A 17253-nucleotide genomic window follows, 5' to 3' on the forward strand; every position below is an offset into this window, starting at 1 on the left:
ACGTCGCATATTTCAATTGTGGAAAACCACAATGACCCTTTTTCGCCAACGCTATACCCTGAGCGCCCATGACAAACCCGCATGCCCAGCCGCTTCCAGCCCGACGACCCAGCGCGAATTCGACGCTGCGCTGGGTTTTGCCGATCGTGCTGGTGTTGTTTTTTCTAGCGATTTTGATCTGGCTGCCGTGGCAGGCGCGCCAAATGGAGAGCAACGAGCGCCAGGAACAGCTGATCGCCGACACGCTGTGGGTTGAGCAAACGATACGCTTTCAATTGGGCAGGGACGAGGAAAGCCTGGCCGCGCTGGCGCAGGAGATCGGCATCGGGCGCCTGACGCCGGAACAGGGCCACGACCGGCTGGCCCGGGTGCTCAAGAACGGCAAGGAACTGCTGCGGGTGGTCTGGCTGCGGCCGGACGGATCGCTGGTGGCGACCAGCGATCCGCAAACCGCGCCGGTGGTGCTGACTGCCGCCTCGCGCGCGACCATGGAGCTGACCCGCAAGACCCGCAACGCCATGTACACGCAGCCGGAGGTGCAAGCCGCCAATCCCTCGGCCGCCCCTTCCGAAGTGCTGATGGATTACCACGTGCCGCTGTTCAGTGGCGCCGACTACCTGGGCGATCTGGTCGCCACCTATAAAACCAGCGCCCTGCTCGACGAAATGGTGCCGTGGTGGTTCGCGCAGGACAACCAGGTCACCCTGGTCGACCGCGACGACAAGGTGCTGGCGCGGCGCGCGGCGGCCGGTCCGGGCCATGGCGTCTACACCCACAAGCGCGCGCTCGACCTGCCCGGCGCCTCGGTGCGGCTGGTGACGGACAGCGTCAAGAGCGCGCCCAAGCTACTGCCCAATCTGCTGGTCGGCTCGGTCATCGTGCTGTCGCTCGGATTGTTGTGGAGCCTGGTGGCGCTGTGGGGCCACATCTCGCGCCGCCTGGCCGCCGAAGGCGCGCTGCGCCAGCAGATGTCGTTCCGCACCGCGATGGAGAACTCGCTGGTGACCGGCCTGCGCGCGCGCGACCTGGAGGGCCGCATCACCTACGTCAATCCGGCCTTCTGCCAGATCGTCGGCTACCCGGCCGAGGACATCGTCGGCCGCCTGCCGCCGATGCCATACTGGGCGCCGGAGGCGATGGAGGAATACCAGACCCGCTTCGCCTCGGTGCTGGCGGGCAGGGTCACGCCGCAGTTCGAGACCTTCTTCCAGCGTCCGGACGGCCAGCGCGTGCCGGTGCTGGTGTTCGAGGCGCCGCTGGTGGACAACCACGGCAAGCAGACCGGCTGGATGGGCTCCATCCTCGACATCTCCGACCGCAAGCGCGTGGAGGAACTGAACCGCCAGCAGGAGGAAAAGCTGCAGGCCAGCGCGCGCCTGGCGACGATGGGCGAAATCGCCTCGATGCTGGCGCATGAACTGAACCAGCCGCTGGCGGCCATCTCCAGCTACACCACCGGGGCGCTCAATGTGCTGGGCCGCGCGCAAGACAAAGGCGGGACGGTCGACGCCGGGCTGCTGAAACCCGCGCTGGAGCAGGCCAGCGCGCAGGCGCAGCGGGCCGGCCAGATCATCCGCAGCGTGCACGAATTCGTCAAGAAGCGCGAGCCGCTGCGCCAGTCCGTCGGCATCCAGTCGCTGCTCGACGGCATCCAGGCGTTGATCGAGCTGCAGGCGCGCCAAAGCTACGTCTCGTACCAGACCAACATCCCCGAGGACCTGCCGGCGGTGCTGGCCGACCGCGTGATGATCGAGCAGGTGCTGTTGAACCTGACCCGCAACGCCATCGAAGCGATGCAGCACATTCCGCCTCAGCGGCGCATCCTCAGCGTGGTGGCGGAGTATGATGCGGCCACCGCGCAGGTGAGCGTGGCGGTGATCGACCAGGGGCACGGCATTCCGGACGAGGTGGCGCAGCGCCTGTTCTCGCCGTTCTTCTCGACCAAGGCCGAGGGCATGGGCATGGGACTGAACATCTGCCGGACTGCGATAGAATTCCATGGGGGCTCGCTCACTTACAGCGCCAATCCGCAAGGCGGAACCATATTTACGTTCGTGCTGCCGGCGGTGACGGTGGCCACGGAACAGGAGACCTAAGAAAATGCTGCATATCGTCGATGACGAAGCGGTCGTACGCGACTCGCTGACCTGGCTGGCCACTTCGCGCGGGATCTCGTCGCGCGCCTACGAGGGGGCGCTGCAGTTCCTGCAGCAGGTGGAGATGGGCGAATTCGACGCCGACGGCGACTGCCTGCTGCTCGACGTGCGCATGCCGGACATGAACGGCGTGGCGGTGTTCGACCAGCTGGCCGCGCGCGGACTGACGCAGCGCCTGCCGGTGATTTTCCTGACCGGCCACGGCGACGTGCCGATGGCGGTCGACACGCTCAAGCGCGGCGCCTTCGATTTCTTCGAGAAGCCGTTCAACGACAACCAGTTGATGGACCGGGTGCAGGAAGGCCTGGCCGGCTCGCGCAAGGCCGGCGAGATGGCGGCCGTGCACGCGCGCCTGGCGACGCTGTCGGCACGGGAGCGCGAGGTGCTGGACCTGATCCTGGCCGGCAAGATGAACAAGGTGGTGGCCGACCAGTTGGGCATCAGCATGCGCACGGTGGAGGTGCACCGCGCGCACATCTTCGACAAGATGCATGTCAAAACGGCGGTCGAGCTGGCGGGCTTGCTGAAATAACACCGCATCAACCTGCTTGATTTACCTCATATCGCCGCCTAACATGGGATGACATGATCGTCCGATGATTACATGGGACGACAATAAACGGCGAGAAAACTTACGGAAACACGGCATCGATTTTGCCGATCTGGAAGCCGTTTTTGACTATCCAATGCTGTCCGAGGAGGACAGCGACGCCGGGCACCACGAAATACGATTAAAAAGTCTGGGATTGTTTCGAGGGGGCGTTGTCGTCATGATCTGGACGCCACGTGACGACAACGCCCGCATTATTTCTTGCAGATACGGTGACAAACATGAAACGCAAGAGTATTTCAGAAACCTTTTTCACCAAAGACCAAATTGAGGCGGCAATTGCCAGGGCACCCGATTGGGTTGACGATCCGGATTCGCCTTACGATCCAAATGATGAAGCAGCGGTAGAAGCCTACTGGTCAAAGGCCAAGATTACGCTGCCGGGCGAACATCCGTTCCAAAAAACTCCCAAGAAAACGGGCACCTGACGCACATCCCCCCTTCTGCGTGGCGATCCACTCGTCCACCACCTTCTCCAGCACCGACAGCGGCACATCGCCCGTCTGCAGCACTGTGTTGTGGAAGCCCTTGATTGAGAACTTGTCGCCCAGCGCCTGCTCCGCCTTCGCGCGCAGATCGAGGATGCGGATCATGCCGATCTTGTAAGCGCACGCCTGCCCCGGCATCACCACATAACGTTCGACCTCCGACGCGGGAATGCCGTAATCGATGCCCTGCTGGCGCGTCCACTTCATCGCGTGCAGGCCGGTATCGACCACCAGCCGCTTGGCGCGGAACAGTTCCGCGTCGAGCTGCCCCAGACGCCCAACGGTATCGCCGTCATACCACTTGTTTTCCGACGCCAGCTGCTCCGCATACAGCGCCCAGCCCTCGACATACGCCGATCCCGAACCGAACACGCGGTCGCGGCGATAGCGCGGCAAGCCCGTATTCTCCTGCTGCAGCGCGATCTGGAAGTGATGCCCCGGCACCGCCTCGTGATACACCAAAGTGCGCATGCCGACGATGCGGAAGTCCGGCCCCGGCATCGGCGCCCAGAAGATGCCCGGCAGCGTGCCGTCCCTGGCCGGCGCCGAATAATGCGCGGCGGCCGTCTTCTCCGTAAACGCCGGCTCGCGCTTGACCACCACCGGCGCCTTCGGCGTGACATCGAACAAATCCTTGGCGCGCGCCTCGGCGTCGCGCATCAACGCATCGTAGCGCGCCAGCATGGCCGGACGCGGGTCGGCCTCCTTCGGCTGCGAATCGGCTTCCAGCTTGACCATGCGCTCCTTGATGCCGCCATCCTTGTAGCCCAGCGATACGAGCAAACCATCCATCTCCTTCTCGATGCGCGCCACTTCCTTCAGGCCGATGTCGTGGATCTGCTGCGGCGTGTAGTCGGTGGTGGTCATGCGGCGCAGCGCCAGCGCGTAGGCCTTGTCGCCGTTCGGCAGGCGCCACAGGCCGGCGTCGGCGGTGGTGCGCGGCAGTTGGTCCTTCAGCAACGTGCGCGTGCGCTCGAACGCCGGCAGGATCGTCTGCTTGACGCTCGCCGTGGCCTCCGCCGTGAACTTGGCCTGCTGCTCCGGCGAGACATCCTTCAACGCCGCCATGCGCTGCGCCAGCGAGGCGACCAGCACGTTCTTGTCCGCGCCGCCGTCCAGGAATCGGTCCAACTGGCCGATCGACGATTGCGTGATAAAGGTCGGCATCAGGAAGCCACGGCCTGCAGCGCCCTGCGCGCGCGCGATGCCGGTGTCGATCTTGCCGGCCACGGACTTCAGGCGCGCCAGATAGTTTTCGACGTCGCGCTGGTTGCGGATCGGATGCTGCTGCGACAGGAAGTTCACGATCTGCACATGCAGGCCGGTGAACTGGTTGAACACGAACTGGTGATCCTCGAACTCCACCGCGTCGACCGCGCCCTGCAGGTTCCAGGCAATGGCGGCGGCGCTCGCGCGCTGCTGCGGCGTCAACGCCTTCTGGTCGATCGCCGCCAGCTGCTTCAGCGAGGCCTTGGCCTTGGCCACTTGGTCTTTGCGGTATGCCGGCGTATTCGGCGTCAGCGCGCGGTCCAGCGCGTCCTGCTCCTTGCCGCTGAAGTACTGCTTCTGCGTGGCCTGTTCCGGATCGCTGCGCACCTTGGCGTCGGCGACCTTGTCGGCCCATGCGTCGAAGCTGACCGCCTGCGCGGCGAGGGAGAAGGAGGCGCCTGCGAGCAGCGCTATGAACCTGGTTGAAGTTTGCATGGGCATCGGCCTATTAAAGGAGAATAACCGCACGAGTGTAGCCCAATCGGACCGGCCGGACCAGTGCTCAGGCTTGGGATTCGGGCGCCTCCGCGTGGCGCGCCAAAGCCCATTCGACATGCTCGCGCACCAGCGCCGACGGATGCCCCAGGCGCGCCGCGAGCGCGGCGACGATGGCCGCGTCGCCCTTCGCGCCGGCCGCCGCCGCGTTGCCCAGGCCGACCGCCAGATTGCGCAGCCAGCGCTCATGGCCGATGCGGCGTATCGGGCTGCCTTCCATCTTGCGGTTGAATTCCTCCTCGCTCCAGGCGAACAGCTCGACCATCGAGGCGCTGCCCAGCCCATGGCGCTCGTCGAAATCGGGCAGCACCGCGCGCTGCGCGAACTTGTTCCACGGGCAGGCGGTCTGGCAGTCATCGCAGCCGTAGACCCGGTTGCCGATCAACGGCCGCAGTTCGAGGGGGATCGCGCTTTTCAGCTCAATGGTCAGGTAGGACACGCAGCGCCGGGCGTCGAGCCGGCCCGGCCCCAGGATCGCCTGGGTCGGGCAGATGTCGATGCACGCCGAGCACTGGCCGCAGTGGGCGCCGGCTGGCGGATCGATCGGCAACGGCAAATCGACCAGGAATTCACCCATGAAGAACATCGAGCCGGCGGTCCGGCTCAGCAGCAAGGTATGCTTGCCGCGCCAGCCCAAGCCCGCCTTCTCGGCCAGCGGCAGCTCCATCAGCGGCGCCGAATCGGTGAAGACGCGATAGCCGAAATCGCCGATTTCCGCCTTGACCTTGTCGGCCAGCTGCTGCAGCCGCGCGCGCAGCACCTTGTGATAGTCCCTGCCGCGCGCGTAGACCGAGATGACTGCGGCGCCGGGATCGTCCAGCCGGCGCCGTTCGCGCCCGCGCCAATCCTCTCCTTCCGGGTCCGCATCCAGGCCGTTTTCCGCCTCCCTCGGCAGATAGTTCATGCGCGCGCTGATCACGCGCACCGTGCCGGGCACCAGTTCGGCCGGGCGCGCGCGCATCATGCCGTGGGCTGCCATGTAGTCCATTTCACCATGCATGCCGGCGTCCAGCCACGCCCGCAGGCCCGCCTCGGCATGACTGAGGTCGATGTCGGTGATGCGGATTTCGGCGAAGCCCAGCTCCACACCCCAGCGCTTGATGCTGAGGGCGAGTTCGGCTAAATTGGATTCTGGCAAGGACATCAGTGGCTTATGAGGGTACACCCTGGAAGGACGCGGGCGGTTACAATGGCTGGCGATTCAACCAACATGACATTCTATTCGATGCAGCACTTCACAGCCCATCTCCACGACGAAGCCGCGACCGCCGCACTGGGCTCGGCCCTGGCGCGCGCGCTGGCGCCGGGCCTGACGATCCACCTGCACGGCGACCTGGGGGCCGGCAAGACCGCCCTCACGCGCGCCCTGCTGCACGCGGCGGGCCACGCCGGCACCGTCAAAAGCCCGACCTACACCTTGTCGGAACCATATCGAATTGAACTGGGCGGCCGCGCCGTGAACGTCATCCATTTCGACCTGTACCGCATGGGCAGCCCCGAGGAATTCCTCGACGCCGGCTTCCGTGAAGACTTCAACGGGGACAACATCTGCATCGTCGAATGGCCCGAAAAGGCCGACCGCGTGCTGCCACCGCCCGATATAGACCTGTACCTGACCGTGGCCGGCAACGGCCGTGATGTAGAATTGCAGGCGTCCACCGCCCTGGGTAACTCATGCCTTCAAAGCCTCAAATTCGCTCCCAACATGTGAGCGCGGAGCCCACTCCCGCCGTCTCGCGGCGCACCGTCCTGAAGGCCGGCGCCACCCTGATGCTGTCCGTGACCTCGCTCGCCACGCCGCTGCGCGCCAGCGCCGCGCAAATCCTCGCCGTGCGCGTGTGGCCGGCCGACGACTACACCCGCGTCACGCTGGAGAACGACGCCGTCCTCAAGGCCACTCACTTCATCGTCAAGGACCCGGAACGCATGGTGGTCGACATCGAAGGGCTGGAGCTCAATCCGACGCTCAAAAGCCTGGTCGCCAAGATCCAGTCCAACGACCCGTACATCAAGCAGGTGCGCGTGGGCCAGAACCGGCCCAACGTGGTGCGCCTGGTGTTCGACCTGAAAGAGGAAGTGCGGCCGCAGGTGTTCACCCTGCCGCCGGCCGGCAACTACAAGGACCGCCTGATCTTCGACCTGTATCCCGTCAAGGAAGTCGACCCGATCGCCGCGATGATCGAAAAAGGCAACTGGTCCAGCGAAGGCAAGGCGCCGTCCGAATCGTCGTCGGCGGCCGCCGGCAGCACGCCGAAAGGCGACATGCCGCCGCTCAAGCCGGGCGAGGCGGAGATGGCCGCCAACGCGCCGACGCCCCGGGAGCAGCTCGAAGCGCTCAAGCCGGACATGAAGGCCGAGCCGCGCGACGAACTGCGCAACCAGGTCAGGACCGCCGACGCGCAGGCCAAGGCATCTGAAAAAGCCGAAAAGAACAACGTCGTGCGGATGATCACCATCGCGCTCGATCCCGGGCATGGCGGCGAAGACCCCGGCGCCTCCGGCAAGAACGGTAGCAAGGAAAAGGACATCGTGCTGTCCATCGCCAAGCGCCTCAAGGCCAAGCTGGAGGAAGCGCCCAATATGCGCGTGATGCTGACGCGCGACGGCGACTACTTCGTCCCGCTCGGAAAACGCGTGGAAAAAGCGCGCAAGGTGCAGGCCGACCTGTTCGTATCGATCCACGCGGACGCCTTCGTGCAGCCGTCCGCGCGCGGCTCGTCGGTGTTCGTGCTGTCGGAAAAAGGCGCCAGTTCCACCGCCGCGCGCTGGCTGGCGGACAAGGAAAACCAGGCCGACACCATCGGCGGCGTCAACGTCAAGAACCACGACCGCCAGCTGGCCAGCGTGCTGTTCGACCTGTCCACCACGGCGCAGATCAACGACAGCCTGAAGCTGGGCAAATCGGTGCTGGGCGAGATCGGCGGCATCAACCGCCTGCACAAAGGCTCGGTCGAGCAGGCCGGCTTCGCGGTGCTCAAGGCGCCCGACATCCCGTCCATCCTGATCGAAACGGCCTTCATCTCCAACCCGGAGGAAGAGGCCAAGCTGCTCGACGACGGCTACCAGAACCAGATGGCCAACGCCATCGTCAAAGGCATACGGCGCTATTTCGCCAAGAATCCGCCGCTGGCGAAGAACCGGCTGACCTGAACCCGATCCATCACCTGATCAACTCATTCAATTAACGGAAGAACCATGGCTGTAGTTACGATGACAGAATTCGGAGCGCTGCCTGCGGTGCGACTCACCGCCGCCGATGGCGCGCAAGCGACGGTGTCGCTGTTCGGCGCCCACCTGCTATCCTGGAAAACCGGCGATGGCAAGGAGCGCCTGTTCGTCAGTTCGCAAACGCCGCTCGACGGCAGCAAGGCGATACGCGGCGGCGTGCCGGTCATCTTCCCGCAGTTTAATGTGCGGGGCCCCGGCCTACGCCACGGCTTCGCCCGCGTCAGCACCTGGCGCCTGACGGACAGCGGCGGCGACGGCGGCCATTCCTTCCTGGAGTTCAGCCTCGATCAGGACGACCTGGCAGCGGAACACGCGCAAGCGTGGCCGCACGCCTTCGAGCTGACCTTGCGCTTCACCCTGCACGGCGACGCGCTCGACGCCGAGTTCAAGGTCCGCAACAGCGGCGCGCAGGCCTTCCCGTTCGGCGTGGCGCTGCACACCTACTACGACGTCGGCCACCTGAGCGCGACCAGCATCAGCGGCCTGCAACACCAGCGCTACACCGACCACCATCTGAACACGGCCACGCAGGAGCATCCGGCGCTGCACTTCACCGAAAAGCACGACCGCCTGTACCAATCGACGCCGTCGCTCACCTTGAACACGGCCAACGCCACGCTGCGGCTGGACCAGCAGGGTTTCAGTGAATGGGTGGTATGGAATCCGGGTCAGGCCGATGCGGCCGCGCTGGTCGACCTGGCCGACGACGAGTACCTGCGCTTCGTCTGCATCGAGCCGGCGCGCGTGGACCAGCGGCCGCTGGAAGCCGGCGCCGCCTGGACCGGCAAGCACCGCATCTGCGCCGATTAAGTCAGTTCGATTCTTTGATGATGCGGCCGGAGCCCTGCTGGATCGGCCGCGAATTCAAGGGATAGAGGCGGCTGAACAGCGCCAGTTGGGCCGGCGAAGCCTGGACCGGTTCCTTCATCACCAGCCATAGCACACCCTCCTGGCAGGGGGGCGTCGTCATCGACCCCATGAAGGTGAAGTAGTCGCGCCGCGCCGGCAGCAGGTCCATTGGATCGAGCACCACCGACGGCGCCAGGGTCTCCAGCTTTTCCAGCGGCAGGTTGTTCCACACCGTCTGGATCACCGGCTGCTGCTTGCCGCGCTCCAGCAGCAACGCCAGCATGGCGATGCGCCCCTCCCCGTCCTTGTGCACCAGGTGCACGACCATCTCGTAGCCCTTGCCGTTGATGCGCTCCTCCGACGGCCGATGGAAATGGAACTGGATCAGTTCATACATGCGGTTCTGCACCGTGAGGAAGTTGCCGCCGCCGACCATCACCTGCACCGTGTGGCCGTTGTCGGTCACGTTGAACGTCGACGGATGGTAGTCGAAGGTGATCTGCTCCAGTTCGACCTTCATGCCGTCGCGGATATCGATCGGCGACTGGCGGTTGCCGTTGCCGCACTTGGCCCACGCGGGATTGATCTTGCCCCAGTTGGCGGGGCCGGTCTCACCCTCGTAGGACCAGGTGTTGCTGAAGAACTTGGGCGCCGCCGGCGGTGGCGCGGCGGCGGCCACCGCGGCCGCCTTCTTGGCCTTGGCCGCCGCGGCGGCGCGGGCCTGCTGGTTGGCGCGCATGATGGCCAGGCGGGCGGCGATCTTGGCCGACAGTTCGGCCTCGGCGTCGGCCTCGGTCGGCTTGCGGGCCGGCGACGACGTACTGGAAGAGCTGGACGCGTTGGGTACACCTGCGGCGGCGGACGAACCGGCGGCACCGGCCGCGCCGGCGCGCACGCCTGCCACACCGGCGATCGGGGATTTCGCCGACGGCGAAATGAGCGGATCGGTTGCGGCGCCGGCGGTCGTGACGACGCAGCAGCAGGCAATCAGGGTGAGCAGGGAGGGCACGGTACGCATGAGTTTCCAGAGTAAAAGAATTACATACTGGTTTACGGATGCATTTGGGCAAAACTTGAGACGTGCCGACGTTGGCAGGGGGAATTATTTCTATGGGGATTTTAAAGCGACACGCCGCGCGGAGCGCGCGGCGTGCTTGACACAAGCAAGGAACGAGACTGGATGCGGCTTAGCGGCCCATCACGCGGCGACCCAGCTTCCAGGCCCCGCCCAGCAACATCGGCACCACGGCCACGCCGACGCCGACCATGACGATCTCGGTCAGGTGGTCGCGCACCAGCGGGATGTTGCCGAAGAAATAGCCGGCCGTGGTCAGCAGCACCACCCACAGCACCGCGCCGGTGATGTTGTACAGCTGGAAGCGCGTATGCGTCATGTCGGACACGCCGGCCACGAACGGCGCGAAGGTGCGCACCACGGGCACGAAGCGCGCCAGCACGATGGTCTTGCCGCCGTGCTTTTCGAAGAACTCGTGCGTCTTGTGCAGGGCGTCCTTGTTGAGCCAGCGGTAATCGTGGGTGAAGACCTTCTGGCCGATGGCCTCGCCGATCCAATAATTGAGCGTGTTGCCGGTGATCGCCGCTGTGATCAGCAGGAACATCAACAACCCGAGATGCATCTCGCCCACCGCGCACAGCGCGCCGGCGATGAACAACAGCGTGTCACCTGGGAAGAAAAACAGCACCACCAGCCCGGTTTCGCAGAAAATAATGGCGAACAGCACGGCGTAAACCAGGGTGCCGTATTGTTGAATGATCACTTCCAATGTTTTGTCGACATGAAGGATCATGTCGAAGAATTGCATAAAATCCATATTCTTCCCATAAAGTGTGCGCCGGAATCATACACCACAATGCCTTGAAAACTCGAAGTTTCCAGGTCATCTTAACCAGTTTACAATCGTCCGCGTGCCCGCAGCAAGCGGATACGTCCAACCAAGGAGATTCCGGATGTCCCTGACAGACTTTCTACGTAGTTGTACTTATATACTCCCGCTCGGCGCGCTTGCCGCCGCGGCCTCGGCCGCCGACCTGCCGGTCCGGCCCAGCGCCGGCGATCTGGTCAAACAATCCCAACCCGCCGACTGGCGTCCGCTGGACCCGAACAACACCCTGTACATGGAACTGCCGGCCGGGCGCGTGGTGATCGAACTGGCGCCCGACTTCGCGCCCCAGAGCATCGCCAACCTCAAGATCCTGGTCGGCGAAAAGTACTTCGACGGCCTGGCCGTGCTGCGCTCGCAGGACAACTATGTGGCGCAATGGGGCGATCCGGACGTCGAAACAAAACCCAAGCCGCTCGGCGGCGCCAAGGCCAAGGTGGCGGCGGAGTTCACCGTCCCCATGTCCAACGATAAGCATTTTGTGCGCCAGATGGATTTCGACGGCTACGCGCCGCAAATCGGCCACTCCAACGGCTTCCCGGTCGGACGCGATCCGAAGACCAAAACCACCTGGCTGGCGCATTGCTACGGCATGGTCGGCATTGGCCGCGACAATGACACCGACAGCGGCACGGGTGCCGAGCTGTATGCGGTCAACGGCCACGCGCCGCGCCACCTGGACCGCAACGTGACGGTGATCGGACGGGTGGTGTCGGGCATGGCGCTACTGGCGACGCAGCCGCGTGGCGGCGAGGCGATGGGCTTCTATGGTGCGAACGAGGCCAAAACGCCGATCAAATCGGTGCGTCTGGCGGCCGACGTGCCGGAGGCGGAGCGCAGCAACCTGGAAGTGATGCGCAGCGAGGCGCCAATCTACAAGCGGGTGATCGAGGCGCAGCGCAATCGCGGCGGGCCGTGGAACAAGTTCTCGCCCAACTACGTGGAGCTGTGCAACGCGCCGATTCCGGTGCGCGAGCGCCCGGCGTTATAATCCCTCCGATGAACGCGCCAGACACCCAAACCCTCTCCCCCGCGGCTCCCCGCCCGATCCAGGCCCTGCCCGACCAGCTGATTTCGCAGATCGCCGCCGGCGAGGTGGTCGAGCGGCCGTCCGCCGTCGTCAAGGAACTGCTTGAAAACGCCCTCGACGCCGGCGCCACGCAGATCACCGTGCGGCTGGAGGAAGGCGGCGTCAAACGCATCGCCATCACCGACAATGGTCGCGGCATCCCCCCCGAGCAGATGCCGCTGGCGCTGGCCCGGCACGCGACCTCGAAGATCGCCTCGCTCAACGACCTGGAAAACGTCGGCACGCTGGGCTTCCGGGGCGAGGCGCTGGCTTCGATCGCCTCGGTGGCCGCCGTCACCCTGACCTCGCGCACCGCCGATGCCGCGCACGCGTGGGAAATCGTCGGCTCGCACAACGGCACCGTGTCGCCGTCGTCCGGCGCCCTGGGCACCACGATCGACGTGCAGGACCTGTACTTCAACACGCCCGCGCGCCGCAAGTTCCTCAAATCCGAACAGACCGAATTCGGCCACTGCGCCGAAGTCGTGCGCCGCATCGCGCTGGCGCGGCCCGACGTCTCGTTCTCGCTGAGCCACAACGGCCGCACCATCGACCACTGGAACGTCAGCGAAATGGCCAAGCGCAGCGCCCACATCCTCGGCGACGGCTTCGCCGAGGCGCGCCTGCCGATCGACGAAAGGGGCGGCGCGCTGCGCCTGCACGGCTACGCCGGCCTGCCGACCGCCTCCAAGGCGCGCGCCGACGGCCAGTTCTTCTACGTGAACGGCCGCTTCGTGCGCGACAAGGTGCTGGTGCACGCGGTCAAAGCCGCCTACCAGGACGTGCTGCACGGCGACCGCTTCCCCTCGTATGTGCTGGCGCTCGAACTCGATCCAGCGCTGGTCGACGTCAACGTCCACCCGTCCAAGATCGAGGTGCGCTTCCGCGACAGCCGCGCGGTGCACCAATTCGTCTTCCACGCGGTGCAGCGCGCGCTGGCGTCGACGTCGGCCACGTCGCACGGCAGCGTGCCGTCGCCGCTGCCGGCCGCCGAAAGCCTGGGCAGCGCGACCTGGCGCGGCGAGCAAACCTCGTTCGGACCGCTGCTGGGGCCCGCGCTTCTGGATCCGAATTATTCGCCGACGTTCTCGCCTTCGCCGTTCGGATCGCGCACCGGTGACGCCGGCGGCATCGGCGGCAGTGGCTCCGGTGGTTTCAGCGCCGGCGGCGGCTTCGGCGCGCCTCGCTTTGGCGCCAACGACGGCGGCGTCGCCCAGAGCACCGAGAAGTACGGCGCGCTGTTCGGCGGCGCCGGCCGCATCGACGGCTACCGCGCCGAAGCGGATATGGCGCTGCCGCAGGCCAGCCCGTTCACCGTGTCCGCCGCCGCGATGGCGCAGGAGGAATTCCCGCTCGGCTTCGCGCTGGCGCAGCTGCACGGCATCTACATCCTGGCGCAGAACACCAAGGGCCTGGTGCTGGTCGACATGCACGCCGCGCACGAACGCATCCTGTACGAACAGTTGAAGACCGCCTTGGAGAGCCGCGTCGCCGGCGAGGAGATGCAGGTGCAGCCGCTGCTGATCCCCGTCACCTTCTACGCCGACGCGGTGGAAGTGGGCACCGCGCAGGAACACCAGGAGACCCTGCAGGCGCTGGGCTTCGACATCGCCGCGCTGTCCCCGACCACGCTGGCGGTGCGCTCGGTGCCGGTGCTGCTGAAGAACGCCGACGCCCAAACCCTGGCGCGCGACGTGCTGCGCGACGTGCGCGAATTCGGCGGCTCGCGCGTGCTGATCGAGCGCCAGAACGAACTGCTCGGCACCCTCGCCTGCCACACGGCGGTGCGCGCGAATCGCATCCTGTCGACGCAGGAAATGAACGCCCTGCTGCGCCAGATGGAAACGACGGAACGCGCCGACCAGTGCAACCATGGCCGCCCGACTTGGGTGCAGGTGGAAATCGGCGCGCTCGACAAGCTCTTCCTGCGCGGCCAATAAGATGAACGCATTTGTTTCAAAGCCGCTGGCGGTCGCCATCATGGGACCGACGGCGTCCGGCAAGACCGCGTCGGCGCTGGCGATCGCGCAGCGCATCCCGTCCGAGATCATCTCCGTCGATTCGGCGCTGGTATATCGCGGCATGGACATCGGCACCGCCAAACCCACCCGCGAGGAGCGCGCCGCCGCGCCGCATCACCTGATCGACATCCTCGACCCGCTCGATTCGTATTCCGTGGCGCAGTTCCGCACCGATACCCTGCGGCTGGTCGACGAGATCGTCGCGCGTGGCAAGCTGCCCTTGCTGGTCGGCGGCACCATGCTGTACTTCAAAGGGCTGGCCGATGGCCTGGACGACCTGCCGGGCGCCGATCCGGCCATGCGCGTGGAGCTGGAAGAAGAAGCCGCGCGCATCGGCTGGCCGGCGATGCATGCTAAGTTGGCGGCGCTCGACCCGGAGACGGCGGCGCGACTGGCGCCCAACGACGCCCAGCGCATCCAGCGCGCGCTGGAGATTTGCGCCCTGAGCGGCAAGCCGATGTCCGAGCTGCTGGCGCTGCGGGAGAAGACCGAGCTGCCGTTCGAGCTGCTGTCGTTCGCGCTGGAGCCATCGGACCGCGCGGTGCTGCACCAGCGCATCGCGCGCCGCTTCGACATCATGTTGGAGGAATCGGAAGACGGCAACCTGATCACCGAGGTGGAAGTGCTGCGCCGGCGCGGCGACCTGCATCCGGGACTGCCGTCGATGCGCTGCGTCGGCTACCGGCAGGCGTGGGAGTATCTGGACGGGACCATCGACTACGCGGCCATGCGCGAGACGGGCATCATCGCCACGCGCCAGCTGGCCAAGCGCCAGTTGACGTGGCTGCGCTCCATGCCGGAACGCGTGGCGCTGGACTGCCTGGCGCCCGATCCGGCCGGCGCCATGCTGGCGCAAATCGCCGAAAAGCTGGGCTAAGGCAGCTCAAGAGTCCACCTGAAACACGTAGGGCGGATTAGCGCAGCGTAATCCGCCATGCATGAATCGCCGCAACGCCCCGCCCTACGTGGTCGGCGGCGCCGTATCCATATAAATGATTTCCCACAGATGGCCGTCGAGGTCCTGGAAACCGTGGCCGTACATGAAACCGTGGTCCTGCGGCTCCTTGTACGCGCTGCCGCCGGCCTCGATCGCCTTGTCCACCAGCGCCGTCACCTGGTCGCGCGACTCCACCTGCAGGCACACCAGCACCTCGGTCGAGGTGCGCGCGTCGCTGACCGGCTTGGGCGTGAAGGTCTTGAACCGCTCCTCGGTCAGCAGCATGACGAAGATGTTCTCGGCGACGATCATGCAAGTGGCGCCCTCGTCCGTGTAATGCTGGTTGAACGAATAGCCCAGGTGGGTAAAGAACCGCACCGATTTCGGCAAGTCACGCACAGGCAAATTCACAAAAATATTGGTGGCCATACCATCTCCATTCCGTTAGATGCTGATAGTCCTGGCGTCAGGATACCAATATGCTAACGTTTTAGCGACAGCCACGCGCTTGCACGCACTTTTTTAGAAAAATCTTTGGCCCACCCTTGACAGTCCAAAGTCCAACCCCGATAATGCTGGGCGTTGCAGGTGATATAGCTCAGTTGGTTAGAGCACAGCATTCATAATGCTGGGGTCGGTGGTTCAAGTCCACCTATCACCACCAAGAATTCGATAAGCCGTTGACCCGAAAGGTTCAGCGGCTTTTTCTTTGCCACTGTCGGCGGACGTAGGTTTTGGCTCGCGCGCCGCGTCATCTCTGCCGGCTTAGATTTGATCAACTCGTCATTTCATCATCGCCACACCTCAGCAAAACCGCAAATGCGCCTGTCTGTATCGGCGAGGTTACCAATGGCCTTCCAGCTAATATGCGCTACACTGGTCTTCGTGGATTAACGACACGAGGTATGTCATGCGGAAAATCACATTGGATATCGAGGACAGTCACTTCGCCGCGTTCGAAGCGATGGCGCGTGTGAAAAACGTCGACCCGCTAGAGATTATCACCACACAGCTGAAACAAACAGCGAGCATTTTGGAGCAGGTGAGATTGCTGACGGCCGACAGCCTGGAGACCAGGATATCCAGGGAGCTTGCGGCGCTAAACTTTCTAAACTTGGCGGCGTGGGCCGACCGAACGGATTTCAACCAGAGGGCGCTCGGAGAGGCGCCTACCAACACGCTTGAAGGGCGCCGCGCTGCGCGTCTCGCCATACTTCAGCAGGGCGGGCCGCTCTGGGAAGGTGAGCCAGGAAAGCCGAAAGACGGCCTGGTCTACGAACAGGAACTGCGCGCGGAATGGTAAGCGTACTTTTTGATAGCAATATCGTCATCGACCACATTCTCGGCATCGACGAGGCAAGCGCAGAGCTTGCCGCCTATGACGACGCCGCGATCAGCGCCATTACCTGGATGGAGGCGACCGTCAAGCTCGACGCTGCAGCTATCGCCCGATTCGACCTGCACCTACTGTTAACGAGGGTCAAGATCATCCATACGAATGATGCGATCATGCGACTCGCCTCCCAGTTGCGCAGCACGACAGGCAAGAAGCTGCCGGACTGCATCATACGGGCGATGGCGATTTGCGAGGGTCGCACGGTGATCACGCGCAATCCCGGTGATTTTGGCGGCATCGAGAAATGCCACGTCCCGTACGAGATCCAGGGTGGCAAGGTCGTCAACGTCAAACCGCCCTTGGAGTAAAAAGGGCCGACGGCACCTTCATTCGCCACGCCTGCGCTAGCCCGCCGGCGCCGCCGACGTCTTCTGGCTCGCCCAATAGCCATAGTCCACATCGATATTTTCCAGCAGCGCCAAAAAATTGGTCGTCTGGTTGGTCAGCAACTGGGCGAATTGCGACGACAGGTTGCACTGCTTCTCCACCAGCTTGGACATGGTGTTGGCTTGCCGCAGCTGACCATAGTCTTGTAGCAGAATCGTGCAGCCCGTGCGCCAATCCTGGCCCTGCGCATGCAGCCGGCGCAGGATGGCCGCCTGTAACTGCATCGACTCGCTCCAGACTTCCGGGTCCCACAGCCGCGTCGCCAGGGTCAGCGACAAGGCGCCGTTGTTGGCCATGCTGGCGGCGTATTTCTTCGCCAGCCTTTGCGTGGTCAGCGCATGGGCGACGGAGGTCAGCGCGCTCGAAGCGATCGCCTCGGACTCGGCGGCGAGGTCCGGATGGTCGTGGGAGTTCGATCCGACGGCGACGGGTAACTGGGTCATGACA

The 17253-nt window shown here is 64.6% G+C and carries 18 protein-coding genes and 1 tRNA gene; 13 read left to right on the plus strand and 6 right to left on the minus strand.

The window, feature by feature from the left end; translation table 11 throughout:
• Positions 1 to 68: 68 nt before the first annotated feature.
• The 4 genes from AC07P1_RS23460 to AC07P1_RS23475 all read left to right on the plus strand — a co-directional run bounded on the left by AC07P1_RS23460 (position 69) and on the right by AC07P1_RS23475 (position 3194).
• Positions 69 to 2096, plus strand: a complete 2028-nt coding sequence (locus AC07P1_RS23460) for a sensor histidine kinase (protein ID WP_494698112.1) — start codon at positions 69 to 71, stop codon at positions 2094 to 2096.
• 4 nt (positions 2097 to 2100) lie between these two features.
• Entirely contained in the window at positions 2101 to 2688 is a 588-nt protein-coding gene (locus AC07P1_RS23465; protein ID WP_494698113.1) for a response regulator transcription factor, read from the plus strand.
• A 64-nt stretch (positions 2689 to 2752) separates the two neighbouring features.
• Positions 2753 to 3037: a BrnT family toxin gene (locus tag AC07P1_RS23470; protein WP_494698114.1), complete on the plus strand. Its 285-nt coding sequence runs from the start codon at positions 2753 to 2755 to the stop codon at positions 3035 to 3037.
• Positions 2988 to 3194 (plus strand): hypothetical protein, encoded by a 207-nt coding sequence (locus AC07P1_RS23475; RefSeq protein WP_494698239.1) that lies wholly within the window; start codon positions 2988 to 2990, stop codon positions 3192 to 3194. The genes AC07P1_RS23470 and AC07P1_RS23475 overlap by 50 nt, the downstream gene beginning before the upstream one ends.
• On the opposite strand, the gene AC07P1_RS23480 is transcribed toward AC07P1_RS23475, so the two are convergent.
• Both AC07P1_RS23480 and queG read right to left on the minus strand, forming a co-directional pair.
• Positions 3126 to 4958, minus strand: a complete 1833-nt coding sequence (locus AC07P1_RS23480) for a DUF885 domain-containing protein (RefSeq protein WP_494698115.1) — start codon at positions 4956 to 4958, stop codon at positions 3126 to 3128. The two genes, AC07P1_RS23475 and AC07P1_RS23480, sit on opposite strands and share 69 nt — an antisense overlap.
• A 67-nt stretch (positions 4959 to 5025) precedes the next feature.
• The gene (gene queG / locus AC07P1_RS23485; RefSeq protein ID WP_494698116.1) at positions 5026 to 6162 is read right to left on the minus strand and encodes a tRNA epoxyqueuosine(34) reductase QueG; all 1137 of its coding nucleotides are present in this window, start codon (positions 6160 to 6162) and stop codon (positions 5026 to 5028) included.
• Between the two features lie 81 nt (positions 6163 to 6243).
• Here queG and tsaE point away from each other — a divergent pair, with 81 nt between their 5' ends.
• From tsaE to AC07P1_RS23500, 3 genes are read left to right on the plus strand one after another with little or no spacing between them, the layout of a single operon-like run.
• Positions 6244 to 6729, plus strand: coding sequence for a tRNA (adenosine(37)-N6)-threonylcarbamoyltransferase complex ATPase subunit type 1 TsaE (tsaE, locus tag AC07P1_RS23490; protein WP_494698234.1), 486 nt, complete (start codon positions 6244 to 6246; stop codon positions 6727 to 6729).
• Positions 6693 to 8168 carry an N-acetylmuramoyl-L-alanine amidase gene (locus tag AC07P1_RS23495; protein WP_494698117.1) on the plus strand — a complete coding sequence of 492 codons (1476 nt, stop codon included), beginning with the start codon at positions 6693 to 6695 and terminating at the stop codon, positions 8166 to 8168. The genes tsaE and AC07P1_RS23495 overlap by 37 nt, the downstream gene beginning before the upstream one ends.
• Before the next feature lie 45 nt (positions 8169 to 8213).
• Positions 8214 to 9056: a D-hexose-6-phosphate mutarotase gene (locus tag AC07P1_RS23500; RefSeq protein ID WP_494698118.1), complete on the plus strand. Its 843-nt coding sequence runs from the start codon at positions 8214 to 8216 to the stop codon at positions 9054 to 9056.
• 1 nt (position 9057) lies between these two features.
• Here AC07P1_RS23500 and AC07P1_RS23505 read toward each other — a convergent pair whose 3' ends face one another.
• Both AC07P1_RS23505 and AC07P1_RS23510 read right to left on the minus strand, forming a co-directional pair.
• Complete coding sequence (locus AC07P1_RS23505) at positions 9058 to 10113, minus strand: carbonic anhydrase (protein ID WP_494698119.1); 1056 nt, start codon at positions 10111 to 10113, stop codon at positions 9058 to 9060.
• Positions 10114 to 10282: 169 nt separating this feature from the next.
• Positions 10283 to 10927: a VTT domain-containing protein gene (locus AC07P1_RS23510; RefSeq protein WP_315213801.1), complete on the minus strand. Its 645-nt coding sequence runs from the start codon at positions 10925 to 10927 to the stop codon at positions 10283 to 10285.
• A 136-nt stretch (positions 10928 to 11063) separates the two neighbouring features.
• Between AC07P1_RS23510 and AC07P1_RS23515 the strand changes: the two genes are divergently transcribed.
• From AC07P1_RS23515 to miaA, 3 genes are read left to right on the plus strand one after another with little or no spacing between them, the layout of a single operon-like run.
• Positions 11064 to 11987, plus strand: coding sequence for a peptidylprolyl isomerase (locus AC07P1_RS23515; RefSeq protein WP_494698120.1), 924 nt, complete (start codon positions 11064 to 11066; stop codon positions 11985 to 11987).
• An 8-nt stretch (positions 11988 to 11995) separates the two neighbouring features.
• The gene (mutL, locus tag AC07P1_RS23520; protein WP_494698121.1) at positions 11996 to 14005 is read left to right on the plus strand and encodes a DNA mismatch repair endonuclease MutL; all 2010 of its coding nucleotides are present in this window, start codon (positions 11996 to 11998) and stop codon (positions 14003 to 14005) included.
• Position 14006: 1 nt separating this feature from the next.
• On the plus strand, positions 14007 to 14963 hold the full coding sequence (gene miaA, locus AC07P1_RS23525; protein ID WP_494698122.1) for a tRNA (adenosine(37)-N6)-dimethylallyltransferase MiaA: 957 nt from the start codon (positions 14007 to 14009) through the stop codon (positions 14961 to 14963).
• Positions 14964 to 15047: 84 nt separating this feature from the next.
• Here the strand turns inward: miaA and AC07P1_RS23530 are convergent, their stop codons facing one another.
• On the minus strand, positions 15048 to 15452 hold the full coding sequence (locus tag AC07P1_RS23530; RefSeq protein ID WP_494698123.1) for a VOC family protein: 405 nt from the start codon (positions 15450 to 15452) through the stop codon (positions 15048 to 15050).
• A gap of 158 nt (positions 15453 to 15610) precedes the next feature.
• Between AC07P1_RS23530 and AC07P1_RS23535 the strand changes: the two genes are divergently transcribed.
• The 3 genes from AC07P1_RS23535 (at position 15611) to AC07P1_RS23545 (ending at position 16727) form a co-directional block, all read left to right on the plus strand.
• A tRNA-Met gene (locus tag AC07P1_RS23535) sits at positions 15611 to 15687 on the plus strand.
• A gap of 246 nt (positions 15688 to 15933) precedes the next feature.
• Positions 15934 to 16326 carry a hypothetical protein gene (locus AC07P1_RS23540; RefSeq protein WP_494698124.1) on the plus strand — a complete coding sequence of 131 codons (393 nt, stop codon included), beginning with the start codon at positions 15934 to 15936 and terminating at the stop codon, positions 16324 to 16326.
• Positions 16320 to 16727, plus strand: a complete 408-nt coding sequence (locus tag AC07P1_RS23545) for a PIN domain-containing protein (protein WP_494698125.1) — start codon at positions 16320 to 16322, stop codon at positions 16725 to 16727. Before AC07P1_RS23540 ends, AC07P1_RS23545 begins: the two co-directional genes overlap by 7 nt.
• 36 nt (positions 16728 to 16763) lie before the next feature.
• Here the strand turns inward: AC07P1_RS23545 and AC07P1_RS23550 are convergent, their stop codons facing one another.
• A complete protein-coding gene (locus AC07P1_RS23550) occupies positions 16764 to 17249 on the minus strand; it encodes a hypothetical protein (protein WP_494698126.1) in 486 nt (161 codons plus the stop codon).
• Positions 17250 to 17253: the final 4 nt, after the last annotated feature.

Source organism: Duganella sp. GW821-FHT07F09, assembly GCF_059418705.1.